Origin of the sequence: Streptomyces sp. Da 82-17, assembly GCF_046098215.1 — a bacterium.
Taxonomy (GTDB): Bacteria; Actinomycetota; Actinomycetes; order Streptomycetales; family Streptomycetaceae; genus Streptomyces.
On record NZ_JBJURH010000003.1, the window covers coordinates 36290 to 61464 of the forward strand.

28 protein-coding genes are annotated in these 25175 nt (G+C 65.6%); 25 read left to right on the forward strand and 3 right to left on the reverse strand.

All coding sequences use genetic code 11. The annotated features are described in order from the left end of the window. Positions 1-22: 22 nt before the first annotated feature. The 3 genes from ACIDOF_RS05495 to ACIDOF_RS05505 form a co-directional block, all read right to left on the reverse strand. Positions 23-802 (reverse strand): RecB family exonuclease, encoded by a 780-nt coding sequence (locus tag ACIDOF_RS05495; RefSeq protein WP_409004544.1) that lies wholly within the window; start codon positions 800-802, stop codon positions 23-25. Beyond that, a complete protein-coding gene (locus ACIDOF_RS05500) occupies positions 799-1158 on the reverse strand; it encodes a hypothetical protein (protein ID WP_409004545.1) in 360 nt (119 codons plus the stop codon). Before ACIDOF_RS05500 ends, ACIDOF_RS05495 begins: the two co-directional genes overlap by 4 nt. 206 nt (positions 1159-1364) lie before the next feature. Further along, on the reverse strand, positions 1365-1880 hold the full coding sequence (locus tag ACIDOF_RS05505) for a hypothetical protein (RefSeq protein WP_409004546.1): 516 nt from the start codon (positions 1878-1880) through the stop codon (positions 1365-1367). A 594-nt stretch (positions 1881-2474) separates the two neighbouring features. Between ACIDOF_RS05505 and ACIDOF_RS05510 the strand changes: the two genes are divergently transcribed. From ACIDOF_RS05510 to ACIDOF_RS05630, 25 genes are all read left to right on the forward strand, one after another. Further along, a complete protein-coding gene (locus tag ACIDOF_RS05510) occupies positions 2475-2750 on the forward strand; it encodes an HNH endonuclease (protein ID WP_409004547.1) in 276 nt (91 codons plus the stop codon). 325 nt (positions 2751-3075) lie between these two features. After that, positions 3076-3513: a hypothetical protein gene (locus ACIDOF_RS05515; protein ID WP_385933937.1), complete on the forward strand. Its 438-nt coding sequence runs from the start codon at positions 3076-3078 to the stop codon at positions 3511-3513. Between the two features lie 14 nt (positions 3514-3527). Continuing rightward, entirely contained in the window at positions 3528-4133 is a 606-nt protein-coding gene (locus tag ACIDOF_RS05520; protein ID WP_409004548.1) for a hypothetical protein, read from the forward strand. Then, the gene (locus tag ACIDOF_RS05525; RefSeq protein WP_409004549.1) at positions 4072-5142 is read left to right on the forward strand and encodes a hypothetical protein; all 1071 of its coding nucleotides are present in this window, start codon (positions 4072-4074) and stop codon (positions 5140-5142) included. The genes ACIDOF_RS05520 and ACIDOF_RS05525 overlap by 62 nt, the downstream gene beginning before the upstream one ends. Before the next feature lie 28 nt (positions 5143-5170). Beyond that, positions 5171-6658, forward strand: coding sequence for a phage portal protein (locus ACIDOF_RS05530; RefSeq protein WP_409004550.1), 1488 nt, complete (start codon positions 5171-5173; stop codon positions 6656-6658). 74 nt (positions 6659-6732) lie between these two features. Then, entirely contained in the window at positions 6733-7275 is a 543-nt protein-coding gene (locus tag ACIDOF_RS05535; protein ID WP_385933930.1) for a hypothetical protein, read from the forward strand. Between the two features lie 108 nt (positions 7276-7383). Continuing rightward, a complete protein-coding gene (locus ACIDOF_RS05540) occupies positions 7384-8427 on the forward strand; it encodes a hypothetical protein (RefSeq protein WP_409004551.1) in 1044 nt (347 codons plus the stop codon). A 16-nt stretch (positions 8428-8443) separates the two neighbouring features. Next, positions 8444-8788 carry a hypothetical protein gene (locus ACIDOF_RS05545; RefSeq protein WP_385933926.1) on the forward strand — a complete coding sequence of 115 codons (345 nt, stop codon included), beginning with the start codon at positions 8444-8446 and terminating at the stop codon, positions 8786-8788. Next, positions 8772-9098: a hypothetical protein gene (locus tag ACIDOF_RS05550; protein ID WP_409004552.1), complete on the forward strand. Its 327-nt coding sequence runs from the start codon at positions 8772-8774 to the stop codon at positions 9096-9098. Before ACIDOF_RS05545 ends, ACIDOF_RS05550 begins: the two co-directional genes overlap by 17 nt. Beyond that, positions 9098-9445 (forward strand): hypothetical protein, encoded by a 348-nt coding sequence (locus tag ACIDOF_RS05555; protein ID WP_409004553.1) that lies wholly within the window; start codon positions 9098-9100, stop codon positions 9443-9445. The genes ACIDOF_RS05550 and ACIDOF_RS05555 overlap by 1 nt, the downstream gene beginning before the upstream one ends. Continuing rightward, positions 9442-9828, forward strand: a complete 387-nt coding sequence (locus ACIDOF_RS05560) for a hypothetical protein (RefSeq protein ID WP_409004554.1) — start codon at positions 9442-9444, stop codon at positions 9826-9828. Before ACIDOF_RS05555 ends, ACIDOF_RS05560 begins: the two co-directional genes overlap by 4 nt. Positions 9829-9830: 2 nt before the next feature. Then, positions 9831-10178 (forward strand): hypothetical protein, encoded by a 348-nt coding sequence (locus ACIDOF_RS05565; protein WP_409004555.1) that lies wholly within the window; start codon positions 9831-9833, stop codon positions 10176-10178. Positions 10179-10250: 72 nt separating this feature from the next. Continuing rightward, positions 10251-11153 (forward strand): hypothetical protein, encoded by a 903-nt coding sequence (locus ACIDOF_RS05570; protein WP_409004556.1) that lies wholly within the window; start codon positions 10251-10253, stop codon positions 11151-11153. A gap of 107 nt (positions 11154-11260) precedes the next feature. Next, the gene (locus ACIDOF_RS05575; protein ID WP_409004557.1) at positions 11261-11548 is read left to right on the forward strand and encodes a hypothetical protein; all 288 of its coding nucleotides are present in this window, start codon (positions 11261-11263) and stop codon (positions 11546-11548) included. Between the two features lie 197 nt (positions 11549-11745). Next, positions 11746-11961 carry a hypothetical protein gene (locus tag ACIDOF_RS05580; protein ID WP_385933912.1) on the forward strand — a complete coding sequence of 72 codons (216 nt, stop codon included), beginning with the start codon at positions 11746-11748 and terminating at the stop codon, positions 11959-11961. 92 nt (positions 11962-12053) lie between these two features. Beyond that, positions 12054-17963, forward strand: coding sequence for a transglycosylase SLT domain-containing protein (locus ACIDOF_RS05585; protein ID WP_409004559.1), 5910 nt, complete (start codon positions 12054-12056; stop codon positions 17961-17963). Positions 17964-18052: 89 nt separating this feature from the next. Continuing rightward, positions 18053-18967 (forward strand): phage tail domain-containing protein, encoded by a 915-nt coding sequence (locus tag ACIDOF_RS05590; protein WP_385933908.1) that lies wholly within the window; start codon positions 18053-18055, stop codon positions 18965-18967. Between the two features lie 8 nt (positions 18968-18975). Further along, positions 18976-20325 carry a siphovirus ReqiPepy6 Gp37-like family protein gene (locus tag ACIDOF_RS05595; protein ID WP_409004560.1) on the forward strand — a complete coding sequence of 450 codons (1350 nt, stop codon included), beginning with the start codon at positions 18976-18978 and terminating at the stop codon, positions 20323-20325. After that, positions 20326-21390, forward strand: a complete 1065-nt coding sequence (locus tag ACIDOF_RS05600; protein ID WP_409004562.1) for a hypothetical protein — start codon at positions 20326-20328, stop codon at positions 21388-21390. It abuts the gene before it with no gap. Between the two features lie 95 nt (positions 21391-21485). Then, entirely contained in the window at positions 21486-22199 is a 714-nt protein-coding gene (locus ACIDOF_RS05605; protein ID WP_409004563.1) for a hypothetical protein, read from the forward strand. Next, the gene (locus ACIDOF_RS05610; protein WP_409004564.1) at positions 22189-23016 is read left to right on the forward strand and encodes a hypothetical protein; all 828 of its coding nucleotides are present in this window, start codon (positions 22189-22191) and stop codon (positions 23014-23016) included. The genes ACIDOF_RS05605 and ACIDOF_RS05610 overlap by 11 nt, the downstream gene beginning before the upstream one ends. Positions 23017-23020: 4 nt before the next feature. Beyond that, positions 23021-23596 (forward strand): hypothetical protein, encoded by a 576-nt coding sequence (locus ACIDOF_RS05615; RefSeq protein ID WP_409004565.1) that lies wholly within the window; start codon positions 23021-23023, stop codon positions 23594-23596. Next, positions 23596-24246 carry a hypothetical protein gene (locus tag ACIDOF_RS05620; RefSeq protein WP_409004566.1) on the forward strand — a complete coding sequence of 217 codons (651 nt, stop codon included), beginning with the start codon at positions 23596-23598 and terminating at the stop codon, positions 24244-24246. The genes ACIDOF_RS05615 and ACIDOF_RS05620 overlap by 1 nt, the downstream gene beginning before the upstream one ends. Continuing rightward, positions 24243-24872, forward strand: coding sequence for a hypothetical protein (locus ACIDOF_RS05625; RefSeq protein WP_409004567.1), 630 nt, complete (start codon positions 24243-24245; stop codon positions 24870-24872). Before ACIDOF_RS05620 ends, ACIDOF_RS05625 begins: the two co-directional genes overlap by 4 nt. Positions 24873-24887: 15 nt before the next feature. Continuing rightward, positions 24888-25175, forward strand: coding sequence for a hypothetical protein (locus ACIDOF_RS05630; RefSeq protein ID WP_385933893.1), 288 nt, complete (start codon positions 24888-24890; stop codon positions 25173-25175).

The following is a 25175-nucleotide window of genomic DNA, read 5'->3' on the forward strand; positions in this document are numbered from 1 at the left end:
GCCTCGCGGTACTCAAATCAACTTATCGCCTAAATGAACAGGCATGACTCACATCACAGAACCGGCAGTCGTAGCCAGGGTTCGCCGGGAAGTCCCCGCGCTTCACACCTTCATCCATGGCCGCGAACCGCTCAGCCACGTCCTCTTCGCGGACCTCGTCGAGCTTCACGGGCCGTGACAGCCGGCCTTCCTTGGCCAGGTACCAGTCAGCCCGGTTGACCTCGACGCCGTACAGCTTGCGCACGGCCACGCCGTAGGTCTGGAGCTGGAACTTGGACTTGGTGCTCCCGGTCTTCCAGTCCCGCGGGCGCACCGCGCCGTCGCCGTCGTCAACGAGCTGGTCGATGTAGCCGCGGACCTTCACGCCGCCCAGCTCGACCATGAAGTACAGCTCCAGGCCGGGGGTGCCGTCCGGGGTCTCCCATGTCGTCGTGGGGTGCTGCTCGGCCCAGGACGTGACGTAGTGCCTCACCTGGTTCTGTCCGAGGACGTAGCGGCGCTCGATGTCCTCGCCGCCCGTGTAGCCCGCGGCGAGCCACTTGTCCGTGTCGGACTCCTTCTCCAGGGCCTTGTTGATGAGGGCGCTGTAGCGGTCGGAGAAGAGCTGTACGGCCTCGTCCTCCCCCATGGTCCGGTTGGACAGTTCGAAGGCTTCGGCGACGGCATGGAAGGCCGTGCCGTGGTGGCTCCAGGCCGCCGGCCTCGGGGTCACGCGCTCTACGCGCTGGAGGTAGAAGCGCCAGGCGCACTTCTCGTACTGCTCGGTCTGGCTGACGCTGCGGGGCTGGGTCTCGATGCTCATGCAAGGGCCTCCGGGTGGACGATCAGGTAAGTGATGCGGCTGCTGCCGGGGAAGTTCGGGTGCGGCCGGGATGCGGACACCAGTTCGACTACGGCTTCCCGCCAGCGGGCCAGGCCGCGAGCCTCGAAGGCTTGGTCGATCTCATACAGGCACTCCTCGGTCGTGAGGTCGGTGAATACAACGTCGAAGTAGAAGCCAGCATCCTGAGTGAGGATTAGCGAAAGGCTGGCTCCGACGGTCATTAGAAGGTCTTGCGGAGGGGACGCAAAGGTGCAGGCTTCAACTACCTTGGCCAGCTTCCGGAGCTTTTCAGTCCGGCGGGCGGGAATGACCGAAGGCAGGAGCGTTATTGCCATTCTTGCTTGATTCCATTTCTCGCGAAGTTCGCCTTGCAACGCGCCGCCCGGCCGATCGGTACTCAAATCAACCGGACGCTTCTCAGTAGTACAGGAGCTTCAGGGCAAAAGCAAACCCCCCGGCGACCAGCCGGGGGGCTCCTGGTGGGACGTTAGTCCTGGGGTCACAGGGACCTTGGTCCTACCGCGAACAAATCATTCACTGATCAGCTCTCGGAGCCCCCCTCGTCCTCGGCCTGCTCAGGCTGCGGCAGCTCCAGGGCCGCACGGAACTCTTCATCCGGCAGCTCGACACCGTCAGGCCAGCGCATGACGCGGCGCCCGTCCTCCGGCCGGCGCTCACGGAAGACGTAGCCGTCCACGCTGTCACGGTCGTAGTCGAGGATGGCGTTCTCGCGCTCAAGTCGCTTGAGGAGCTGGTTCATGTGCTTCTCCTGCGTGGGGCTGAGCTTGTCGCCGAGCTGCTGACGCAGGTAGTACTTCAGGCCCTGGATGGGCCGCTTGTTGTGGTGGCTGGCGGCGCCGGCCTCCGACTTCACATCCCAGGCGCGGTTGATCTCCTCGGTCACGCGGGTGGCGATCGGCTTCCTGCGCAGGCCCATCAGGACCATGCGCTTGTTCACCGCGGCGACGGTCACGCCATACTCATCGGCGATCTCAGCGTCCGTCTGCCCGAGCTGGAACAGCTTTCTCAGAACACCGTCTGTAGGAAGCTTCGCCATGGTTGCCTTCCCTCCCTGTGATCAATGCAACTTGTTGTTGGTTCGTGATCATACTACCTGAGTAGGACTCAGATCAACTCTGAGTCGCACAACCTACCCCCATGGTCGTACATGAGGGCCCGGTACTCCACTCAACCTGTGATCCACGTCTCAGTTTCTTGGTCGGCCGTTATTTGGCCGACCGGTAACACCTACATACTTAGTGAGACCGAGCGAAGCGAGGTCGAACGAAAGTCTTCCAACTAGAAACTTAAGTATTAGTCACTCAGTTCTAAGAAGATCCTTTGAAGGATCTTTCAGTTTCCTCTCTGTTGATCTCCAAGGTCGAGTGCTCTCCCTTGTCGAGGCCCAGGGAGGACGAGGCCCCGGCCGCCAGACAAGTAACCGGCCGGGGCCTCTCCCATTCAGTCCGCTCCGGTTGATCCCCGGTGCGGGTGAAGGCGGGGTCACTACCCGCTGGAGTCGCGGTGTACGGCGTGCACGCCCCCGGTCAGGGGGCAGAGCGGGTTCGAATCCCGCCGACTCACCACGTCACGGAGGGAGGCCACGATGCCCCGAGCCAAGTCGATCTGCATGTCAGTGGGCTGCACCTCCGTGACCGTTCGCTCAGGTCGCTGCGAGGAACACGCCCCTCCCAAGAGGGGCTGGAAGACCTCCGCCAGGAACAAGAACCGGCCCGGCGACTTCCACAAGCGCCGGGCCGCAGTGCTCGCCCGCGACCGCTTCACCTGCCAGCGCTGCGGCTCGAAGACCGAGCTGGAGGTCGATCACCTGGTCCCGGTTGCCAAGGGTGGCACCTGGGCGCTGTCGAACCTGTGGGTCCTCTGTCGTGAATGCCACCGACGGAAGACCTACTACGAGGACCGATAGCGGCCCCGGCGGTACTCCATCCCCGAAGGGGGCACCGGGGCCTCGCCGTCACACGCCATATCGGTTCGGGCTGGTGGCGACCCTACCCGGCCCCCGAAGGGCCGGTCTTCCAATCATTCATTCACTCATCCCCGCGGAGGTTTCCCGTGTCCGACTGCGACGGCCTGTGCGACGACTGCGCGTGTGCCCTTCCCCCGGCCAAGGCCGCTTCCCGGCCGAGCAAGGCCGCGGAGAAGCGCTCGTGGCGTCAAGACGCGCTGGTCGAGGTGCAGGAACTCGGGGAGCTGTACGGGGTACAGGCCAGCCTTCTGACGAGGTGGTGACGATGCCAGCTCGACGCGGGCCGGCACCGAGCCCGAATTCGCGACGCCGCAACACCGACCACGCGCTCGGTGAGCACTCGCTGAGCCTCACGTCCGGTGAGAGCCGTGCCCTGCCGAAGGCCCTGGCCATTTCCACTGGGGGCGCCAAGCGCTTCTGGAAGACCTGGGCCTCTGCTCCTCAGACCGAGCACTGGCTAGAGACCGACTGGGCCGAGCTGGAACTCACTACAAAGCTCGTCGATGCCTTTTACCAGGGTGACGTGAAGCTGGCCGGAGAAATCCGGCAGCGGGTCGGTAAATGGGGCGCAACCACGGAGGACCGCGCACGCCTCCGAATGAACTTTGACCAGCAGGCCGAGGAAGAGGCCCAAAAGGCCGCTCAGGAGGCCAGCACTTCGAGTATGGACGAGGAGCTGTTCAAGATGCTTTCCGAGTCCTAGAAAGGTGGTGAGGGATGCCGATTACGGGAAATGCGCCATCGGGCGTCCCCCACCCCACTCGAAGTCTCGGGTACGGAATTATCCGCTGGGCGCAGAAGTACATCGTCCAGCCGGACGGCGAGAACGCCGGACAGCCGTGGAAATTCACGCCGGAGCAGTTGCGCTTCGTCCTGTGGATGTATGCCATCGACGACAAGGGAAAGTGGCTCTACCGCTCCGCGGCTCTCCGCCGCGCTAAGGGCTGGGGCAAGACGCCGCTCCTGGCGGCCTTGGCCATCGTGGAGTTCATCGGGCCCTGCCGCTTCTCGCATTTCGACGAGAACGGGATGCCGGTCGGGAAGCGTGTTCCGCTCCCGCTCGTCCAGATCGCTGCCACCTCACTCGACCAGACCGCCAACACCCGCGACATGATCCGCGGCATGCTGGCCGAGTCGCCGGCCGAGAAGGAGTTCAACCTCGACATCGGCAAGGGCATCATCCAGTTCAAGGATGGCCGGCCCGGCCGGATCGAGCCCGTCACGTCCTCGTCCCGAGGACTTGAGGGGGCGAGGCCAACCTTTGTCCGGCCCCGGTGGGATCACTCCTGCCGGGGCCGGGCCATGCCCGTTTGTTGTTTGTGACGAGGTCCACCACTGGATCGAGTCGAACCAGGGTGTCTACGTCTGGGAAACGCTCGACCGCAACGTCCAGAAGACGGCCGGCGCCGGTTCCCGGCTGATCGAGACCACCAACGCCTTCAACCCCAACGAGAACTCGATCGCTCAGCGGACCTTCGAGGCCGCGATGGAGTACGGGGCGAAGGGCATCCTCTACGACTGCCGCGAGGCAGAGCGGGACATCGACCTCAAGGACGAGGACGCGGTCCGAGCCGGTGTGATCGACGCCTACGGCGACTCCCACTGGGTCGACGTGGACGGCATCGTTGCCGCGATCATGGACCCGCGTACCGCACCAGCGGTCGCCTACCGCTTCTACCTGAACAACATCCAGGAGAACGCGGACGGTTGGCTGATCAAGGCCGAGTGGGATGCATGCCTCGACGAGGACGACCCGATCCGGCCCGGCGACCAAATCGCCATCGGGTTCGACGGGAGCCTCCGCGGAGACGCCACAGGATTGGTCGGCGCCCGCCTGCGGGACGGCAAGCTGTTCGTCCTGGGCCTGTGGGAGAACCCGCGCGATCCGAAGCAGCCCGACTGGGAAGTTGACGTTCTCGCTGTCGAGGCCGCCGTGAAGCGGGCCTTCGAGACGTACAAGGTCGAATGGTTCTACGGCGATCCGCCGTACTGGCAAGAAGCCATAGGCCGTTGGGCCATCACGTACGGCGACGACTACGTCTTCGAGTACTGGACCAACAAGCCCATGCGGATGTGCGAGGCCACCGAGCGCCTGCACTCCGCCGTCGCGGTCGGCGACGTGAAGCACGACGGAGACCCGGACCTGACCCGTCACTGCCTGAACGCAGTGACGAGGGAAGTCCCGCAGGGCCTCCTCATTTGCAAGGACTCCCCCAGGTCGAAGCGAAAGATCGACCTGGCCGTGTGCGCGATCCTCGCCTTCGAGGCCCGCGCCGATGCGATTGCTGATGGACGAATGCAGATCAAGCGAAGGCGTGTAGTTGGGTTCTGAGTAAGGCCCCGCACAGAAAGGGGCCTCGATGACCGCTGCCACCTTGCAGAAGACTCCCGGCGACAACATAGGTTCGCCGCCCTCCACCCCCGCCGAGTGGATGGACTACCTCAAGGGGAAGCTCGCCGCACAGAGGGGCAAGATCCGCCCCTACGGCGAGTACTACGACGGCCGGCACCAACGGATGCTCTTCGCGCAGGCCAAGTACGAGAGCGCCTTCGCGGACGTGTTCGCCCGCTGGAACGACAACTTCTGCGGCCTGATCATCGACAGCGTCAACGAGCGCCTGGCCGTCGAGGGCTTCCGCATGACGGACGAGCCGCAGGCCGACAAGGAGGCCCGCGCCATCTGGCAGCGGAACCACCTCGACGCGGAGAGCACCGCCGGCCACCTCGACGCCATGACGAACGGTCAGGCATACGTGATCGTCTGGGCCGACAAGGACGGCGAGCCGACGATCAACGTCGAGTCCGCGGAGACCACCGTCGTGCAGCTCAAGCCCGGCAGCCGCAGGGAAGTTGAGGCCGCGGCCAAGTTCTTCGTGGACGACTGGGGCCGCGAGCACTGCACGCTGTGGCTTGAGGACGTTGTCTGCACCGGAGGCCCGTCGCTCTTCGGGTACACGGTCAGCTCGACGGAGAAGAACCCGCTCGGCGTGGTTCCGGTCGTCCCGCTCCAGAACCGGGCCCGGCTCGTCGGCGACCCCGTCTCCGACCTGGCGCCGATCATCCCGATCCAGGATGCGATCAACAAGGTCACCGCCGATGCCCTCGTGGCGTCGGAGTACGCGGCCTGGCCGCAGCGGTACGTGACCGGCCTGGAGATCCAGGAGGACGAGCAGGGGCGGCCCATCGAGCCGTTCCGGGTCGCCGTGGACAAGCTCCTCCAGGCCGAAGACCCCGCGGCCACGTTCGGCCAGTTCGACGCCGCGGACTTGAGCAACTACGTCGACCTCGTCGACATGCTCGTTCAGCACCTCGCGTCGATCTCCCGCATCCCCTTCTTCTACCTGCTCAAGGGCGGCCAGGTGCCGTCCGGAGACTCGATCACTTCCGCGGAGGCCGGCCTGATCGCCAAGACCCGAGAACGCATGCTGCACTTCGGTGAGGCGTGGGAGACGGTCATGAGGCTGGCGTTCCTCGTCAAGAAGGACAAGGAACGTGCGGACGCCTTCGAGGCCGAGGTCATGTGGAAGGACCCCGAGAACCGCACCGAGGCGCAGCACATGGATGCGCTCCTCAAGCTCCAGATGCTCAACGTTCCGAAGCAGCAGCTCTGGCTCGACGCGGGTTACACCCCGCAGCAGATCGAGCGATTCCAGGGCCTGTTGGAGGAAGAGGCCAAGACCGAAATGGAGATGGCCGACAAGTACATGACGCAGGCCGACAAGGCTGCGTTGACTCAGCCCGGCCAGGAAGCCAAGCCTGGTGGGGGCGACAAGAACGCCCAGAAGGCGGCCAGCAAGCCGCCGCAGGGCAACAGCGGGAACGCCGCCCGTGAGAAGGCCGGCAAGTAGTTCCGCACGCTTCACCTGACGGTCCCCGAAACGGGGGCCTTTTTTGTTTCCCCTATCCGAAATGGATGTTGCACATGACTGAGACCCCGAACGAGACGCCCGCCGAGCCCACCCCCGACGTTGCCGCCCTTCAGGCGGAGGTCGAGAAGTGGAAGGCCCTGTCCCGCAAGAACGAGGACAGGTTCAAGCAGGCCAGCACCGAGCTGGACGGCTTCCGGCAGGCATCGCTCAGTGACCACGAGAAGGCTCTTGAGGCCGCTCGCGCGGAGGCCCGCAAGGCAGTGGTCGGCGAGTTCGGTACCCGCCTCGCCGAGGCAGAGCTTCGCGCCCACGCCGCAAAGGCCGGCGTCGAGCTGCCCGGCCTGGAGTACCTGAACGTCGGCTCGTTCGTGACCGAGGACGGCGCCGTCAACGGCGACGCCATCGGCCAGTTCGTCTCGTCGCTTCCGAAGCCGGTTGAGAAGCCCGAGTTCGCTCAGGGCCTTGGTCTCGGCCGTCAGGGCGGCACCGGTGTCCCGCAGCTCACGCGCGAGGACATGGCCCGGATGACGCCCGCTCAGATCGTTGCCGCGAAGAAGGAGGGCAAGTTCGATGCCCTCCAGCGCGGCGAGGTCTGACCTCCCAATTCCCCTTTCTCGATAGCTGATTGCGGTAACACCTGGTCTCTTTTTTTGCCTAAAAAGTTGATTTGAGTACCGCGATGCTTGCACCTTGGAGCACCGCCTATGACTGCTGCGCCCGTATTTTCCAACGGCTTCAACACCACTGCCGGTGACGGCTACCAGGCCAACAGCGGGAACGTCTTCGTCCCCGAGCTGTACACCGCCCAGCTCCTCACGGACCTGGAGGAGAACCTTGTTCTCGGCTCCTCGCTGATCTGCAACCGCAACTTCGAGGGCGAGTTCCGACGCGAGGGTGACGTGCTGCACGTGCCCCACTTCGTCGACACCGTGACCGACAAGGGCGCCGTGCCCGCGTACGGCGAGATCGCCGGCCAGGCCGACCACGCGTCCCTTGAGTACATGGACGTGCGAGTCCGGAAGGGCTCCTCGTTCCACATCGAGATCGACAACGTCCACCAGTGGCAGACCAAGGACGGCGTGAACCTCTTCGAGAACCTGGTCTCCCAGCGCGCTCGCAAGACCGCCATCGCCATCGACTCCCTGATTGCCAAGACGATCGCCTTCGGCATCGACGGCAAGGACTACAACGGCGTTGAGGCCGGCAAGACGCCCGGCACGAACACGCTGCACGGCAAGATCAAGAAGTTCGAAGGCACCACCGAGAACGGCGCCGACGACCGTCTCACCGACGACGTGTACGACATCCTCGTCGACATGATCCAGGAGCTGGACATCAACCAGGCTCCGGAGTCGCGCTACCTCATGATCTCGCCGAAGGTCCGCGCCAACCTGCTCCGCAACCCGGAGTTCAAGGACCAGTCCCACTGGGGCGCTGGCGCGGTCATGCCGTCCGGCCAGATCGGTCAGATCCTCGGCATCCCGGTCTTCACCACGACCACGCTCGGCAACCACAACCGCAGCACCGCGAAGTTCACGAAGAACGCGCACACCGACGCCTCGGGCATCGACATGATCCTCGGCTCGACCAACGCGGTGTCCCTGCTCATCCCGCACGCCGAGATGAAGCAGTACGAGCCGGAGGCCAAGTTCACGCAGGCCGTGAAGTCCCGCGTCTTCTACGACGCCAAGGTCATCCGTCCCGAACAGCTCGTCGTGTTCTCCGCCAAGCCGAAGGCCGCGGCCTGATCCCATGACCGTGACCGTGACTGACATCGAAGTCAGGATCGGCAGGACATTCGAGGACGCAGAGAAGCCGAGGGTGGAGGCGTTCATCCAGGACGCCTCCGCCCTCATCGCGGACTACTGCGGCAGCGGCTACCGCGAGGGCGCACCCGGCATCCGCGCCGTGCTGTGCTCCGAGGTGATCCGCTGGCTGGCGGTACAGCCCGGCATCGTCTCCGAGCGAGTCGGCGACATCGAGGTGCAGTTCGGCTCCACCTCGTCCATCCAGCAGCTCTCCCCCGCGGCCCGCGCTTCGCTGAAGCGCTACCGGCGGAAGCTCGCATCCATCTCCCTGACCAGGGGGCCGGATGAAGTTCTTCAATGATCCTGTCGAGATCCACAGCGCCCCGATAGTCGAGGGCGCCTACACCCGTCACCGGGACTGGGACAACGCCACGAAGGTGTGGGCCGGCCTCGCCAACGTCCAGCCCGAGCGGTCCTTCGAGACCCGCAGCCCCGAGCGCGAGACCGCGCAGGAACGGCTTCTGGTCTACCTGCCGTGGGGCACCCCCGTGGATGCTCCGGACCGGCTCCTGATCGACGGCCTCTGGTTCGAGGTCGACGGCGAGCCGATGCGCTGGAACTACGGCTCCCTCCGTCATGTCCGCATTCGAGCTTGGAGGGTGACCAACTGATGTCTGAGTTCAAGCTCGTGATGCACCGGAACTGGGAGTACACCGTGTTCCACTCGACCGGCACGCGGGACCTGGTGGCCACGCACTCGGCGAAGATCGCCGCGGACGCCATCAAGGAGGCCCCGCGGGCGAGCGCCACCAAGGGCAACTGGAACCAGATCAAGAAGCACATCGAGGCCCACGTCGAGGCCGATGCCTGGGGCTGGCGCGGCAACGTCACCATCGAGGACAACCCGAAGGTCCGGCACGCGATGCTCCAGGAGCGCGGCTGGACGGACCGTAGGGGCCGCCGTCATCCGGGCCGCCGCTTCCTGAAGGCGGCTCTGCTGAAGGCGAGGGTCGAATGAGACGTGACCCGATCGCCGTCCTGGTCAGCTACCTCCGCGGCCGGTTGAAGCTCCCGCCCGGCGCCGTGACCGGCGACCTGGTCGGCCGCAACCCCGGTGACGTGACCGTGTACCTGGAGCACTCCGGCGGGTTCCGCATCGTCCGCCGTCGAGCGGACCGTGCCGATGTCGAGTACTCCGTCTTCCACCCCGACCGCGAGAAGGCCGCCGGCCTCGCCTACGAGGTCCGCGCCGTGCTCCTTGAGGAGCTGCCCGGCACCGACGTGGACGGCGTCCTGGTGCTCGACGTTGCGGACATCGACTCCCCCAAGTACCTGCCGGACAGCACTTCTCGGGAGCACTGCTACGGCGGCGAGGTCGCCGTTTCCTACATCGAGGAGTAGCCATGGCCAGCATCATGAAGTTCGACTTCAAGTCGATGAACTTCGTCGGCATTCCCGGCACCGAGATTGTCCTTGAGATCACTCACGTGAACGCTCACCCGGACACACCGGAGGACGAGCGAGTGAGGGTCATCAACACCGGCCAGGACTGGCCGGCCACTGACTTCACCCTCACCGAGGACGCCTACGGGAAGCCGTTCAACGAGGGCGACATCTTCCAGGTTCGCGCCAAGGTCGCAAAGGCCGACGGCGCCGAGTCGGAATGGAGTCTCCCGGTCGTCACGCCCCCGGTTCCTTACGTCCCTCCGAAGGTCCCTGAGATCAGCGAGATCACGTGGGAGACGGACTGACAACCGAATAGCACACCTTGCAAAGCCCCCTTTCCGAGGGGGCTTTTTTCATGCCCTTTTCCAGGAGGCTCTATGTCTACTCCCGCAGAGACCGGCAACCCGCAGAAGATTCGGTTCGCCCCGAACGGCGCCCTGCACATCGCGCCGGCTCCCAAGGCGAGCGACGCTCCCGGCTCCGGCACGGTCCTGCCGGTCAGCCTCGACGCGCTCGGCGCCCCGTTCAAGAACCTCGGCTACGTGGACGAGGGCGGCGTGACCATCACCCCCTCGATCGAGACGGACCCGGTCAACGTCTGGCAGAGCGCCGTGCCCGTTCTGTACAACGTCAAGAGCGCATCGTTCCAGGTCAAGGCCACCCTGATGGAGACCTCGAAGCTCACGACCGAGCTGTTCTTCGGTGCTTCGTGGGTCGAGTCCAAGGAGACGCCGGGCCTGTTCCGCCTCGACCTGAAGTCCACGCCGGAGCTGAACGAGATCGCTCTCGTCGTCGACTGGTCGCAGAGCCAGACCAAGTACCGCTGCGTCATCGGCCGCGCGATGATCTCGGACCGCGGCGCCATCCAGCTCCAGCGCGCCGAGAACGGGAAGTTCGAGCTGACCATCGACGCCCTCGACTACAACGGCGGCCTCGGGTACGTCCTCACGAACGACGACCTGAACGACTCCGGCAGCACCGTCCAGGAGCCCGCCGCGGCACGCCTGTCCGGCAACACCGTTGAGCAGGGTGGCAGCGTCACCCTGACCGGCGAGAACTTCGCCCCGAACACTGCGGCCGTCTTCACCATCACCGGCCCGTCCGGCTCGGACGGCAAGGTGACGGCCGGCTCCGCGAGCACCGACAGCCAGGGCAACCTGACCTCGGTCATCGCGGCTGCGGCAGACGCCCCGGTCGGCTCGTACGCGGTGAAGGTCGCCGTCAACGGCGTGGAGGCGCAGGCCGGTTCGCTCTCGGTCACCGCGGCGGCCAGCGAGTAAGCAGGAACGATTCCCCTGCCGGGGAGGGACAAAGTCCCCGGCACCTCTCTCATACCCCGCATTGATCTTCAGGCCCCTCAACGGGGCCTTTTTGTTTTGGAGTTGCCATGACCGCTGCGAAGACCCCGCGCAAGACGACCGCTGCGAAGAAGGCCGAGGCCGCCGCCGAGGACCAGCCGACCGTGTTCGAGCACAACGGCGTCGAGTACACGATCCCGGCCCCGCTCGACCTGCCCGTTGGCCTCCTGGAGGTCGACGACGAGGTGGAGGCGATCAAGCTGATCCTCGGCGTGCAGTGGGAGGCGTACAAGGCGACCGGCGCCACCATCCGCGACTTCCAGGCGTTCGCCGAGAAGGTCTCCGAGGCTGCCGGGTTCGGCGACTCGGGAAACTGATCGGCGCCATCCACGCCATACGCGACTTCTCCGATGAACTGGAGGCCGACTTCCTCGAATTCTTCGGGGTCGATCTGCTCGACGTGTGGCGTGGACGGCTCTCTCTCAGACGAGTTCACGTCCTCATTCAGTCGCTCATCAAGAAGCCCGGACGGTCCACCTTCCTCGCGCAGGTCGACGAGTCCGCTTCGTGGTCCGTGACGGACCACCTCATTGCACGCGTCAGCGATGCAGCAGAGATCTCCAACTACCTCTTCATCAAGGCCAATTCGGATGAGTCGGATGACCTGCCGGTCCCCGACCCCGTTCAACGGCCAGGCCAGGAAACGCAGGAGAAGCCGAAGGAACCGGAATACACATTTGCTGATGGTGCCGAGCTGTCCTCCTTCTTCACGCACATGAGCAACCTCTAGGAGGCGGCATGGCAGGTCCACGCGGCGCCATTAAGGTCGGTACGGGTTACATCTCGATTGAGCCGCACCTTGACCGTGAAGCCCTCGCCCGGATGCGGACTCAGCTCACGTCGACCATGGGTCGCTACGGGCGGGAGTTCGGCAAGGCCCTGAGCACCGGCATGAGCCGCGGCTTCGAGGGCCTGACTCGGGAGGCTACCTCCGAGGCCCGGAAGATGAACCGGGCTCTGAACCAGCAGGCCAAGCAGGGCTCTGCGGAGCGCGGCAAGACCCACAAGGCTGAGGCCAAGAGCTTCGCCGAGGTCGAGCAGGAGATCACCCGGACGCACGGCGCCCAGGTCGCCGCTCGTGCCCGCCAAGCACTCGAAGCACAGCAGAAGCGGACCGAGGGCCACTCCAAGGAGGCCAAGCAGGCTCTCCGGCTGCACCAGCAGACGGTGGAAGGCATGGCTCGCGCTGACCGCGAGCTGGACAACGAGCAGCGTCGCACCGCCCAGGAGCGGGCCCGCCGTCTCCTGCGCGGCTACCGCGATGACCTGCGCGCCTACCGGGAGACGGAGGCCGGCAAGCGCCGCGCCCTGGAGGACTCGGCCCGCATGGATCGGGAGATCCACCAGGAGCAGCTTCGCCAGGAGCGGCAGCGCCGCGCCGAGCAGGCCGAGACGCTGCGGCAGCAGCGGGCCGCGATCCGGGAGATGGCTCTCGCTCGACGTGCTGACCTGCAAAATCAGATCGAGACGGCGCAGATCCAGCGCCGGATGCTGCTGGACCAGGTGGCCGAGCACCGCCAGGCCCTGAACACCATGACCCGCAACTCGGAGCCGTTCTTCACGCGATTCAACCGCGGGTGGGACACGGCGTCGAAGAAGCTCGACACCTTCGGCACGCATGTCACCGAGACCGGCCGCCTGATCACGCACCACCTGATCGGCCCGGTCGGCCTGCTGGCCGCCGGCCTGTCCGCGGTCGGCGTGAAGTCCGCCGACTCGATGATTCAGGCGCAGACCGGTCTCCACGGCATGGGCTTGGCCGTCAAGGACGTGAACAAGCTCCTCAAGGAGATGCAGCAGTACGCGGTGCAGACCCCGTACTCGCTGGAGGACATGCAGAAGTACTCGACGCGGTACGCGCGTGCGCTCGCGTCGCACAACGAGGACTTCAACTCCAAGGACGCCCGGCGTAAGGCGAAGGGCTCGCAGGCCGTCTCGAAGAAGGCCGGTCAGATCGTCGAGATGATCGGTGACCAGGCTGCCTACGGCGGAATCATGGACCCGACCATGGTGTCCCAGGGCATGTACGCCACCGAGGTCATCTTGGACATGGGCCGCACTCCGATGCGGAACATGAAGCAGCTCGAACGGGCAACGGGCATCCCCGCCAACGAGCTTGCGCGGATGTACGGGTTCAAGGACCGGATGGTCAAGGACCCGGCCAATCCCGGCAAGATGAAGAAGCAGTCCGCCTCGGCGCAGATGTACGAGTTCATGCAGAACGCCAAGGAGACGGGCGGCATCGAGGGCTCGGACCTCATCGACAAGCTGCTTGAGCGCTGGCAGACGCACCCCGGCATCAAGGGGTCCGCCGAGCGCATGGCGAGCGCCACGATCAGTGGCCGGCTCCAGCAGATGAAGGAGAACGCTCAGGTCTCCCTCGGCAAGCTCTTCTACTCCGAGAAGAAGGACGGCTCGTTCGCGTACACCGGTCTCGGGTCCGCGATCATGGGCAAGAAGAACGAGAAGACCGGCGAGATGGAGGGCGGTCTCCTCAACGAGCTGCAAGGCATGGGCTCGAAGCTGCTGCCGATGATCCGGGAGCTGCTGACCGAGTTCTTCGAGGTGCTGACCAAGTTCGTCCAGTGGATACGTGCCACGGTCGACTTCCTCGACGCCCACCCGGAGATCCGGGACTTCGTCCTCAAGGTCGCCAAGATGGCCGCGATGGCGGCCCCGTTCATCCTCGGTCTCGGTCTGCTGACCAAGACGTTCGGCAAGCTCGGCAAGCTGCTGAGCCCGGCCATCGGCCTGGCCCGCGGGTTCGTCGGCGGCCTGGCGGGAGCGGGCAAGGTGCTCGGCCAGATCAAGGCCGGCGCCCAGTCCCGCCGTGACGGTGGAACGTTCCGGCAGGGCTACCGCGACCGCCGTACCGAGCTGCGGGGCGGCGACAACCGGAGCATGGGCCGCCGGGCCTGGGACCGCTTCCGCGGGCAGGACAGCCGCACTGAAGAGGTCCGCATCCAAACCGGCCAGGCCGAGCAGTCGCTCCGCAACCTGGACGAGAAGATCCGCGGCCTGAAGCAGGAGCTTCGCGGCGTCAACAACATCAGCCTCAACCCGGCGATGAACGCCCTGGGAGGGAGTGCCGGCCAGAGCCTCGCGGCTTCGGCCCGTGACGCCTCGCAGCGCATCCAGGCAGCCAGCAACAACATGCGGGAGCTGAACGACCGCACAACTGGCGGAGTGCGCCAGGAAGTTGGGCTGCTCTCGCAGAAGGCGGAGACGGCCCAGCAGAAGGTGAAGGACGCCTCCTCGGAGGTGAAGAAGCTCAACGGCCGATCGCTGAAGGCCCTGCGGCAGGAGTTCGACTGGACGAAGCCCAAGGTCACCTCGGTCCGCACCGCCGTGCAGCAGGTCATCGACCGGATGACCACGCTCAACGGCAAGCCCCTGAAGTCGCTGCGCGACAAGTTCAAGGGTGGCGGCTCCTCCCTTTACTCGGCTGTCGATGCTGTGGCGTCGAAGCTGTCCACGGCAAACAGCCGGATGGACTCGCTCGGCAAGAAGCGGGTCACCTCGACGACGACCTCGGTCAACAACCTGAAGCGGGCCCTGAAGGGGGCCGCGGACGAGGCCAACGACCTGAGCACCAACGTCGACGAGGTCAACGCGATCACCGGCCTCGGTGGCAGCAAGGGGAAGGGCAAGCACCGCAAGCCGTCCAAGCACGCGATGGGTGGCGTCCTGCCGGGCTACGCGCCCGGCGTCGACAGCATCCCGGCGATCCTCTCTCCTGGTGAGGCGATCCTCCGTCCGGAGGTCGCCGCCCACCTGGGCGAGGGCACCATCAACATGTGGAACGCGGCAGCGGCCCGAGGCCGTCTCTCGCGGTTCGCCAAGGGTGGTGTCGCCAAGGGCAAGGGTCACGGCGGCGGCAAGCGCTGGCCGTTCTCAATCCTCGACGAGCTGACCAACTCGATCAACTTCGCCCCTGCATTCAATGCGTTCAGCGGCGGCATCGACATGGCTTCGGCCGGGTCGAAGATCGGCGGCTCGACGGGCGCGAGCGTGCGCTCCTGGGGTGCCCGGACCGGCGGTGACACGTCGGGCCGTGCGGCGAACAACCGCTTCTCCAACATGCGCTCGTTCATGTTCGAGCGGCTGCCGGACTTCCTGAAGGCCACCCCGACTGGAATCGGCAACATCATCGGCCTGGCGGCCGGAGCCATCGCGCCGACCGCGGGTCAGCTCTTCTGGGACGACGTGTGGAAGGGGCAGGGGAACATCCTCCAGCGCGGAGCGAAGTTCACCACCGACCTCCTCAGCCCGTCGAACCTGCTGGAGATGATCAAGGACCTCTTCTCGGGCCTGGCCGACATGGTGAAGGGCCTGGGCTCGCTCGCGAAGGACCTGGTCACCAACCCGAAGAAGGTCCTGGACGAAGCGATCTCGACGTTCACCGATCTGTTCAACGGCGTGATCGACTCCGTGAAGGGCATGATCGATCTCGTCGGCAAGATCATGGGGAACCCCTCCGAGTTCGCCCGTGAGGTCTGGGACTCCTTCTACGCGCAGGCCAAGGAGAACCTGCCGAACACGGAGGGCCTGTTCAAGTTCGCTGACGGTGGGATCGTCCCCGGCTACTCGCCGGGCAACGACCGGGTTCACGCCCTGCTCGCCCCAGGTGAGGCGGTGCTCCGGCCGGATGCGGTCCGTGCCCTCGGGTATCAGACCGTGCTCGGTCTCAACCAGCAGGCGAAGGCCGGCAAGCCCGCCAAGGCGGTGCCGGACCAGGCCGTGACTCCGATCCCGGACGCTGAAGCCTTCGAGGCCGCAGCCAAGCGGATCGAGGCGGCCCTCACCTCGATGACGGCCGCGGTGCGGGCGCACCAGTCGGCTTCGGCCGGCTCGTGGTCCGACATCGGCTCGAAGGTCGCTCAGGCCGTGGACGGGCAGATCAAGCCCGCTCAGGGCAGGTGGATCAACCACCTGGGTCAGCTGACGGCGACGGAGCGGAACTTCCGGTCCTCGAACCAGGGTGTCTGGTCGGACGTGGCCCGTCAGGTGTCCTCGTCGACCTCGAACGCGCTCAGCTCGTTCGGTCGCCTCCGCAGTGGGGTGGACCAGACGAAGCGGTTCTTCGAGCAGGCGTCCAGCCGTATCCGTGAGGTCTGGCGTTCCGCGATGAACTTCGCGGACTCCTCGACCAGGAGCACGGTCAGCGGTCCGTACAACAAGGGCGCTGTCGGCATGATCAGCTCGATGGCGAAGCTCGCCGGGACCAACTCCCCGTTGCACCCGGTGAAGTTCAACACGGGTGGTGTCGTGCCGGGCTACATGCCGGGCGTCGACAAGGTTCCCGCGGTCCTGTCTCCCGGTGAAGGAATTCTTCGGCCCGAGGTCGTTCGCGCTCTCGGCAAGGAAACGATTCTTCACTGGAACGAGCAGGCCCGTAAGGGCGGCAACATGTTCGCCAAGGGTGGCGTCGTCGGTGACGGCGCGTCCTGGGTGCGCAAGCACAAGGACGATCCGTACGAGGGCTACGAGGAAGCCGTCCACAAGGGTTGGGACGCGGCTATCGCGCCGCAGCTCAAGTCCATCGCCGCAAAGTTCGGTGAGGCCGGCAAGCTCAACGCGGGAGCGTTCGGCAAGGCCGAGCCGTGGCTCGCCAAGTGGGGCAAGTGGGCCGACGACCACACGGGCGGCGGTGGCGGCCAGGTCGTCAAACTCGCCCTCCAGGAGGCCAAGTCCGGCGACATGTCCGGACGGAAGTACATCGGCAGCTCGGCCTACGAGTCGTGGTGTGCCGACTTCGTCTCGTACATCGTCGACCACGCCGGGGCGAACGCGGCCTACGGCGGTTCCCCGAAGGGGACGCCGAAGAACCGCTGGCCCGCGGTGGCCACCTGGGTCAACAAGATGAGCCGGGTGCCGACCGGTCAGGCTCGTGCCGGTGACCTCATGGTCTACAAGGGCTACGGCCCTGGTAACTGGGGTCACATCAACATCGCCACCGGCAAGCAGGGCAAGTCCCTGGAGACCGTGGGCGGTAACGAGTCCCGGTCCATCCGCCGCCAGCTCGGCTACGGCGACCGTGCCGACGGTGCTCTTCGTCCTCGCGGCGGTGCACCGGGCACCGGGAAGGGGCCCGTCCTCAACCCGTGGCCAGGATCGCTGGCCGCTCTGTCCGAGGGTGTCGGCGACTACGACATGCCTACGGGCAGCTCGGTCAACCGCTGGCGCCCGCTGGTTCTGCGAGTCATCAAGGAACTGGGCGGCAAGGGCGGTATCTCCGCCAAGGACGCCGACCTGATCCTTCACCGGATCGCGGTCGAGTCCGGAGGCAACCCGCGAGCGGTGAACAACTGGGACTCGAACGCGAAGGCCGGGCATCCGTCCAAGGGCCTGATGCAGACGATCCTCGGGACGTTCAACGCGTACGCCGGGCCGTACAAGTCTTTTGGCCAGTACGACCCGTTGGCGTCGATCTACGCGGGCGTGAACTACGCGATCTCGCGCTACGGCTCCGGCTGGCGCCGGGCCCTGTCCGGCAACAAGGGCTACTGGACCGGAACCAAGTCGGCGACCGCCGGCCTGGCGATGGTGGGTGAGCACGGGCCTGAGCTGGTCAATTTCCGCGGTGGTGAGCGGGTCTACAACGCCCGCAAGACCGAAGAAATGGTCGCCGGCAAGCGGTACGAGATCCACATTCACGAGGCCAAGTCCGAGAACACGACCGACGCGGTCCTCCGTGCCATGCGCACGGCGGAGGTGATGGCCGGGTTCTAAACGAGAGGTAGGTGCGTATGCCCATTCCAGCAACAGAAAACCAGGTCGAGGAGAAGCCTGTTCAGCCTCGGCCTCAACCTCCTGTTCCGGTGGAGTGGGGATACACCTACGTCTCGATCCGTGGCGCGAACGGTGAGGGGGAGGAGATCCCCCTCACCGGGTCACAGGGCAAGGACTGGCCGGCCATCATGATCCAGGCCGGTGCCCAGGGCCTCGACATGCCGCCGGTCGAGCTGCACGCGGACGCGAGTCCGAACCTGCACGGCTCGATCTACCGGTCCGCGCGCTACGCCCAGCGCGAGGTCATGATCCCGGTCTACATCCACGGCATCGACCGGCGCACACTGCGGCAGCTCAAGGACCGGCTCATTGACGCGCTCGACCCGATGAACGGGTACTGCGTGCTCAAGTTCATGGAGGCCGACAGCCGCCCGAGGTACCTGTACGCGTACTACAAGGGCGGAGTCGAGGGCGACGAGGGCGAGGACTCGGCGGGCTTCCGCTGGACCCGCTTCGGCATCCAGCTCACGGCCTTCGACCCGTGGTTCTACTCGGACCAAGTCCAGGTCGCCGAGTGGAAGTTCGGGCAGGGCGAGGCGTTCCTGTCCACCGAGAAGTCCCTCCTGCCGCTACGTATCGAGAAGGGCATGGTCTCCACGCCTGACCTGTCGGTGTACAACCCCGGCAGCGTCGAGGCATGGCCAGTGTGGGAACTGACCGGCCCGGTCCGCGGGTTCAAGTTCTCCTTCAACGGCCAGTCTTTCGAGATCCCCGCGTCCGGCACGGACGTGGTGGCCGCAGGCCGGACGCTCACCATCGACACCCGGCCCGGATACAAGACGCTCAAGGACGACCAGGGCAAGAACTACTGGTCGAGTCTCGGAGCGAATCCCCAACTCTGGTCCATCCCCAAGGGATGGTCCTCGATATCCGTAGAAATGGCCCCCGGCTCGGGGGCTTCTTCATTGAGGTTGTCTTTCCGGCCTCGCTTCAAGACTTACTAGGAGGCTGCATGGGATACCGCGTCCTGGTAAGGGGGAATGTCTATAACGGCGAGCGCCGAATACTCGGCGAGATCGATACGTGGATCAAGCTGGACTTCACGGTCCGCTTCAACCAGCCCGGCACGTGGCAGCTCCTCGTGAAGAGCGGCACCTACCAAGAGGGCCTGCTCACGCAGGGCCGCGGCATCGTCATCTACCAGGACGGTGTCACCGACCCCGTGTTCTCCGGGCAGATCGACGCCTTCGAGCGGTACTGGACGACCGACCAGCACACCGCCACCGGCTCTGTGTTCGTCGGCGGGAAGTGCGACAACCAGTTCCCGTACGGGTACCTCGCCTTCCCCGGCATCACCGGGGCCGGCACGGACCAGATGGCCGTCCTTCCCGTCGACAAGCAGTACACCGGCAAGGACACGCGGGCGGCCGGCGGGCCGCTCGGCCAGGCCCTCTGGGTTGAGGCCGACCTCGCCTTCGGCGCCCGTGCCCTGTCTGATCGCAAGATCGGGGGCCTGAACGTTGGCCCCAACGTGCCCATCGGCGACACGTTCTCGGACTCCCTCCGCTTCGACAACCTCGGCGAGAAGTTCGAGGAGTGGCTGAAGGACAAGCGGATGGGCTACCGGTTCCTCTGGAGTTACGACAGCAAGCAGATCGAGCTGTCCATCTACGAGTGCAAGGACCGCTCCGGCGAGGTCCGCTTCTCCCCCGACCTCGGCAACCTCCGCCAGTACGAGTGGCAGCTCAAGGCCCCCTCCGTCACCCGCGCCATCGTCGCCTGTCAGGGCGAAGGCGCCGAGCGCTACCTCTTCCAGAAGACCGACACGGACGGCGAGAAGCAGTGGGGCGTGAAGCGGGAGAGCTTCGTCGACCGCCGCGACATCCCGCTCAAGACGGGCAAGGACGGCAAGCCCGAGCTGGTCACGAAGATCGTGAAGGACGAGACCGGCAAGGACGTGGAAGACCTCGGTCTCGGCCCGGACGGCAAGGAGTGGCCCGGCGCCACGGCGGCCGAGAAGAAGGCAGCAGCCACGGCCCACTACGTGAAGGCCGTCGAGGAAGCCGCGGCCAATGCCCTCAAGGAGGGCGAGAAGTCCGGGCACTTCCAGATCTATCCCATCGACACCGAGCAGACGAAGTTCGGCCGGGACTACTTCGTGGGCGACATCGTCACGGTTGCCGTGGACGGCGAGGAATACAAGGACATCGTCAAAGAGGTGAACATCTCCGTCGAGGACGGTGGTCGCGTAACTGATGTGACGCCGAAGATCGGCGACCAGGGAACCGGCTCGCCTCTGAACCTTTACAAGACGGTCTGGGAAATGAAAGCGAAGCTGCGCAAGCTGGAATCGAGGATGTAAATGGCAGAGAAGAGTTTCCCGTTCGGTGAGGCGAATGCCTCCGGCGGCCAGGCCGCGGTTTCCCAGCTCGACTGGCAGGACATGGCGAAGCTGTGGGGTGGTGACCGCGTCGACTTCAAGCTCACCAACTACTCCTACCAGGGCGGGGTGTTGCCGTTCGCCGCTCGCGTGGTGAACGCCCGGACCATCGAGATCAAGGCGGGCTCGGCCTGGGTGGGCGGCTTCTACTACCAGCTCGACTCCATCCTGACCCTGGACATCGAGGCGAACCCGACGGAGAACCCGCGCCGGGACACCATCGTCGTCCGCGTCGACATGGCGAAGGGCTCGGCGAACCTCGCGGCCGTCAAGGGCCAGCCCTCCAAGGCGCCGATCGCTCCGCGACCCCAGCGGATCGCCGGCCGCACGTGGGAGATGGTCCTGCACGAGGTGCTGGTACCCGCGAAGGACGGCGCGCTCGTGCTGACGAACGTCTCTCCGTACGACATGCCGGCCCCGGTCTCGACGCCGTGGAACACCCGGCAGACTGCCGACTACCAGCCGATGGGGACGTTCTCCTACGACCTCGACTCCAACGGCAACGACACGCAGTATGAGGCGTTCAACGGCCGTGACGGCTACATGGTGACTCGGCACCTGGGCAAGGCCCGCTCGTACACCCCGAAGCTCGTGAACACGGGCAAGCTGCCGTCCGGAATCCAGTACCGCGGCCTGTGGCGGTGGATAGCCCCCAACTCGGTGTGGTTCTCCATCGACATCAACAACACGTCGAACACGGACATCAAGCAGTCCGGGACGGGCCCGATCTCCTTCACGCTCCCGCAGAACCCGTCGAGCGACATCGGCCAGTCCTTCACCGGCTACATGCTCAACAGCGGCTACGACGCCGGGCTCCCGAACTTCGTCAGCCTCACGGGCATGTCCTGGTCGGGCAACAAGACGAACGTCGCGAAGATCCTCTACCCCAGCCCGACGAAGCTCCACGAGGGCCTGGACTACCTCCTCGTGTTCCCGCGGAAGTCCTCGATCATCCTGACCGGCGTCTACGAGGCCAACACCCTTTAATTTTCTAGGAGTTACCCATGGCAGACCGTTATTTGTTTGGTGGGACTCCGGCTGACGTTGCAGAGAACGAGGCCGGTGTCCGGGTGCCGGCCGCAGTGGGCACCGTATGGTCGAGCAAGGAAGAGTCCGCAGAGCAGATCCTCGACCTGGTCGACATCAACGGCACTCCCATCACGCAGCTCGTTGCCGACGAGCGCGGAGTCATCCCCCTGTTCTGGGGCCCTCCGGGCGCCGAGTACCTGTGGATCGACTTCGGTGTCGGCCGGTTGAAGATCACCTCCAACACCCTCGGCGAGCGGTTCAAGGCGCACACCGAAGCGTTGGACCCGCACAACTCGAAGCAGTACACCGACGAGCAGTTGAACAACTACATCCCCCGTCGTGGCGCCCAGATCTCGTGCGAGAAGGGCGTGACGTGGACCGGCTTCAAGGTCCCCGAGGTCGAAGGCGCCACGGGCGACGGTGCAGGCAACGTCTTCAAGGTCGAGACCGAGATCGGCACGCCCGCCGGATACAAGGAGTTCACCCGCCTCAAGAACAACGGCACCCTCTACGTCGAGCCGAACGGCAGCCACGTCCCCCTTGCCATCGGTCAGTGGGAGACCGTGAGCGCCAACGGCACCGCGCTGAACATCTCCAAGGGCCGTGCTGGCACCGAGCCGTCCGTGTTCCGGGTCCGGGCTGACGGCAGGGTCGAGGCCGCCGGGGCGATATCCGCCCCGAACCTGGGCACCGCCCGCGTCTTCTCCGGCCCCACCGCACCGAGCAACCCGCAGGTCGGGGATGTGTGGGTGGCTTATGGCGCGTAGCTACAACCCCACGATGGTGTGGGACGGCTCGAAGTGGGTCGAGGGGACGAAGAGGGTCTGGGACGGTACCGCCTGGGTAGGTCAGCCGTCGCTGAAGTATTGGGACGGGGCGCAGTGGCAGTTCAAGGCGCCGGCGCCGGTCGGATACCCCAGCTTCGTCAAGGCCAACAGCAGCCTCTTCGGGGCTCGGGACTACATCGGTATCCCGCACCCGGCAGGCTTGATCGTCAACGATTACGTGGTGTCCGTCTGTGCGTCCGACGTGAAGCCGCAGATCGTTGAGCCCTGGATGCTGAACCAGGCCCAGCAGCTCGCCTCCGGGACCTGGCTGTCCGTCGCGGTGTGGCCGTACGACGGCCGCCCCGGCGACATCGTTTGGGACGTGGCGGGCAGCAAGACCAGCACCGTCATGAACCTCCTGTACCGCGGCGGCGACTGGACCGCCCCGAGCATGACGCCGGTCAAGGAGATCAAGCAGTACGAGAACGTGAACCTCGTCCCGCTGAACTCCCCCGTGGACTACACGTCCGTGTTCATCGTGCTCGCCGAGTCCACCGACCTCACCGGCTTCGCCTGGCCGGACGGTGTCACGGGCCGGGCCTCCCAGCTCGGGAAGTTCGGCAACCGGAACGTCAGCCTGATCGCCTCGGACACTCCGGGCTCCGGCGGGTCGGCCGGCAGCCTCACTCTCGACACCACCGTGCAGGCCGCGGCCTGCATCACCATCCAGATCCCCGGCATCAACGACGGCAAGCCGACCTGGATTCTCGGCGACGACGCCGCATCCGTACTCGGCACAACCACAGTCTTGGGGTGATCAGATGGCAGACATCAAGACCTGGGCCGACGGCCAGAAGATCAACCCAGCCGACATGAAGCAGTACGTCAGTGACGTGCTTCGGGGCTTCCTAGAGCCCCCGGCCTGCCGACGGACGGTCGCCAACCAGGCGAGCGAGCAGAAGGCCGCCACCACCTGGTACCCCGTGACGCTCGAACGCGTCGGCTCCGGAGTCGGCGCCACACACTCGTACGACACCACGGGCGGGCTGATGTCCAAGGACCCAGCGAAGATCGTGGCTCCGATCGACGGCCTGTACGAGCTGTCGTTCGGCATCATCCTGCGGGCCGTGTCCGGAACCCTCACGTTCGGCCTGGCAGCCGCGAACATCAACCTGACCGGCGGCAAAGACATCGCCGCCCGTCCGATCGTGCGGGTCGGCTGCGGCCGTGCCTCCGCGGCCGAGAAGATCGGCGCCGGTTCCGCGACGGTCGCGCTCAAGGCCGGTGACTTCGTCTCACTGGCCGTCCATGCCGACAACCCCTTCTATCTCGGGGACGGCAGTTACGCGCAGATGATCTCTCATCTCGAACTCCGATGGGTGGGGGTGAAGCCCTGATGGCGACTCCGCTCGTCCACGTCTGGCGGCAACGAGAAGTCGTGACCGCCGACACCATGAACAAGTACGTCCGCGACGTGCACAAGTTCCTCTACGCCCCGCCGGCCTGCAAGGTGACCCTCCGGCAGCGCGGCACCTTCAGCGGCAGCAACCCGGCCGACGCCATCGACAGGGGCAAGTGGCTCACCTTCAACAAGTGGCTCACGTACCCGATCTACGAACCGGGCAAGGGCTCAGCCCCCGGCGAGGAGTACGACAACACGGGCGGATCGATGGTCGTGCCGAACTCCAGTGGGAACGTCTGGCGCCTCATTGCCCCCGAGGATGGCCTCTACGCCGTGACGTTCGGCGGAGTCATCGAGACGAACGGCGAGGCCAACAACGTCCACCTCCGTCTCGGCAAGAACCAAATCACCGACGCCGACTGGACCTCCGGGTACGCCTCGTTCGCCTCGCACTGCCCTGGCCGCGTCCACCACGCCACGAACGGCTCCAGCCGGTACATGGGCTCCATCAGTACGACGATCAACCTGAAGAAGGGCGAGACGGTCTCCGCTGGAGGCGTCGCCGACAAGGACTACGTGCTCGCCAACCGCACCATGCCCGGCCGCTCGTTCCTCGAAATGCGCTGGGTCGGGAGGCTGCCGTGAGTATTCCTGCAATCGAGTCGTGGACTCCCCGTGAGCTGGAGGACGCCACCAAGTTCAACAAGCGGATCTCCGACGTGCACCGGTTCCTCCAGAACCCGCCGGCCGCCCGGATGATCGGGCTCAAGCGGAAGGACATGCCGAAGGACGCGTACTCGGTGATCCCGTTCTTCCCGCTCGGCACGGAGGGCGCCCCGGTCACCTCGTACGAGACGTGGCCCGGCATGGTCCCGACGTTCAAGGCCGACTGGACGATGGGCCGGGACACGGCCTGGCAGTTCATCGTGCCCATCGACGGCCGGTACCGGATCACGCTGAACGGCGCGTTCAACACGCAGGCCAGCACCGGCGACCTACGGCACAACCTGTGGGTCGACATCGGGGTGAACATGACGGCCGGCACAGGCGACGCCATCGCCGCGGCGGCCGTCGACAGCTTCTCCCCGTCGCAGTCCACCAGCTACACGCTGTGCGGCGGCCACTCGACCGTCCAGAAGCTCAAGGCCGGGTCGAAGGTCCAGTTCGCCGCGAAGTGCCTGGAGTCCACCTTCGGCTGGGCCAACGAAGAAGTGTCGCTCCAGTACAAGTGGGGCTCATTCGCCGAGATCAGGTGGGTCGGCACCATCTAAGAAGGGAGGTCCCCAATGGGCACATCACAGATCCTCAGTGTGGTGTTCGGAACGGGTGGGATCGCCTCCCTCGTCGGGTTCATCAAGCTCTGGTTCGAGCGCAGGGACGCGTTCGACAAGGCCCGACGCGAACACATCGAAGACCTCGCCCGCTGGCGAGGCGCACTCCAGGACTCGGTCTACGAGCTGCAAGCCCTCGTCGAGTACTACCGCCACATGAGCGCGGACTACGCGTTCCAGCTCCGGCAGAACGGCATCGAGCCGGTCACCTCCGCCGTCGAGCCGACGCGAGAGACCGAGTAA

What these genes read in the sequence shown, in the direction of transcription:
- ACIDOF_RS05505 (WP_409004546.1), bottom strand. Translation starts at nt 1,880, where the DNA reads ATGGCGAAGCTTCCTACAGACGGTGTTCTGAGAAAGCTGTTCCAGCTC.
- ACIDOF_RS05585 (WP_409004559.1), top strand. Translation starts at nt 12,054, where the DNA reads ATGCGGACTCAGCTCACGTCGACCATGGGTCGCTACGGGCGGGAGTTC.
- ACIDOF_RS05620 (WP_409004566.1), top strand. Translation starts at nt 23,596, where the DNA reads ATGGCGACTCCGCTCGTCCACGTCTGGCGGCAACGAGAAGTCGTGACC.
- ACIDOF_RS05610 (WP_409004564.1), top strand. Translation starts at nt 22,189, where the DNA reads ATGGCGCGTAGCTACAACCCCACGATGGTGTGGGACGGCTCGAAGTGG.
- ACIDOF_RS05600 (WP_409004562.1), top strand. Translation starts at nt 20,326, where the DNA reads ATGGCAGAGAAGAGTTTCCCGTTCGGTGAGGCGAATGCCTCCGGCGGC.
- ACIDOF_RS05550 (WP_409004552.1), top strand. Translation starts at nt 8,772, where the DNA reads ATGAAGTTCTTCAATGATCCTGTCGAGATCCACAGCGCCCCGATAGTC.
- ACIDOF_RS05515 (WP_385933937.1), top strand. Translation starts at nt 3,076, where the DNA reads ATGCCAGCTCGACGCGGGCCGGCACCGAGCCCGAATTCGCGACGCCGC.
- ACIDOF_RS05530 (WP_409004550.1), top strand. Translation starts at nt 5,171, where the DNA reads ATGACCGCTGCCACCTTGCAGAAGACTCCCGGCGACAACATAGGTTCG.
- ACIDOF_RS05570 (WP_409004556.1), top strand. Translation starts at nt 10,251, where the DNA reads ATGTCTACTCCCGCAGAGACCGGCAACCCGCAGAAGATTCGGTTCGCC.
- ACIDOF_RS05555 (WP_409004553.1), top strand. Translation starts at nt 9,098, where the DNA reads ATGTCTGAGTTCAAGCTCGTGATGCACCGGAACTGGGAGTACACCGTG.
- ACIDOF_RS05520 (WP_409004548.1), top strand. Translation starts at nt 3,528, where the DNA reads ATGCCGATTACGGGAAATGCGCCATCGGGCGTCCCCCACCCCACTCGA.
- ACIDOF_RS05535 (WP_385933930.1), top strand. Translation starts at nt 6,733, where the DNA reads ATGACTGAGACCCCGAACGAGACGCCCGCCGAGCCCACCCCCGACGTT.
- ACIDOF_RS05560 (WP_409004554.1), top strand. Translation starts at nt 9,442, where the DNA reads ATGAGACGTGACCCGATCGCCGTCCTGGTCAGCTACCTCCGCGGCCGG.
- ACIDOF_RS05565 (WP_409004555.1), top strand. Translation starts at nt 9,831, where the DNA reads ATGGCCAGCATCATGAAGTTCGACTTCAAGTCGATGAACTTCGTCGGC.
- ACIDOF_RS05500 (WP_409004545.1), bottom strand. Translation starts at nt 1,158, where the DNA reads ATGGCAATAACGCTCCTGCCTTCGGTCATTCCCGCCCGCCGGACTGAA.
- ACIDOF_RS05495 (WP_409004544.1), bottom strand. Translation starts at nt 802, where the DNA reads ATGAGCATCGAGACCCAGCCCCGCAGCGTCAGCCAGACCGAGCAGTAC.
- ACIDOF_RS05575 (WP_409004557.1), top strand. Translation starts at nt 11,261, where the DNA reads ATGACCGCTGCGAAGACCCCGCGCAAGACGACCGCTGCGAAGAAGGCC.
- ACIDOF_RS05540 (WP_409004551.1), top strand. Translation starts at nt 7,384, where the DNA reads ATGACTGCTGCGCCCGTATTTTCCAACGGCTTCAACACCACTGCCGGT.
- ACIDOF_RS05595 (WP_409004560.1), top strand. Translation starts at nt 18,976, where the DNA reads ATGGGATACCGCGTCCTGGTAAGGGGGAATGTCTATAACGGCGAGCGC.
- ACIDOF_RS05630 (WP_385933893.1), top strand. Translation starts at nt 24,888, where the DNA reads ATGGGCACATCACAGATCCTCAGTGTGGTGTTCGGAACGGGTGGGATC.
- ACIDOF_RS05615 (WP_409004565.1), top strand. Translation starts at nt 23,021, where the DNA reads ATGGCAGACATCAAGACCTGGGCCGACGGCCAGAAGATCAACCCAGCC.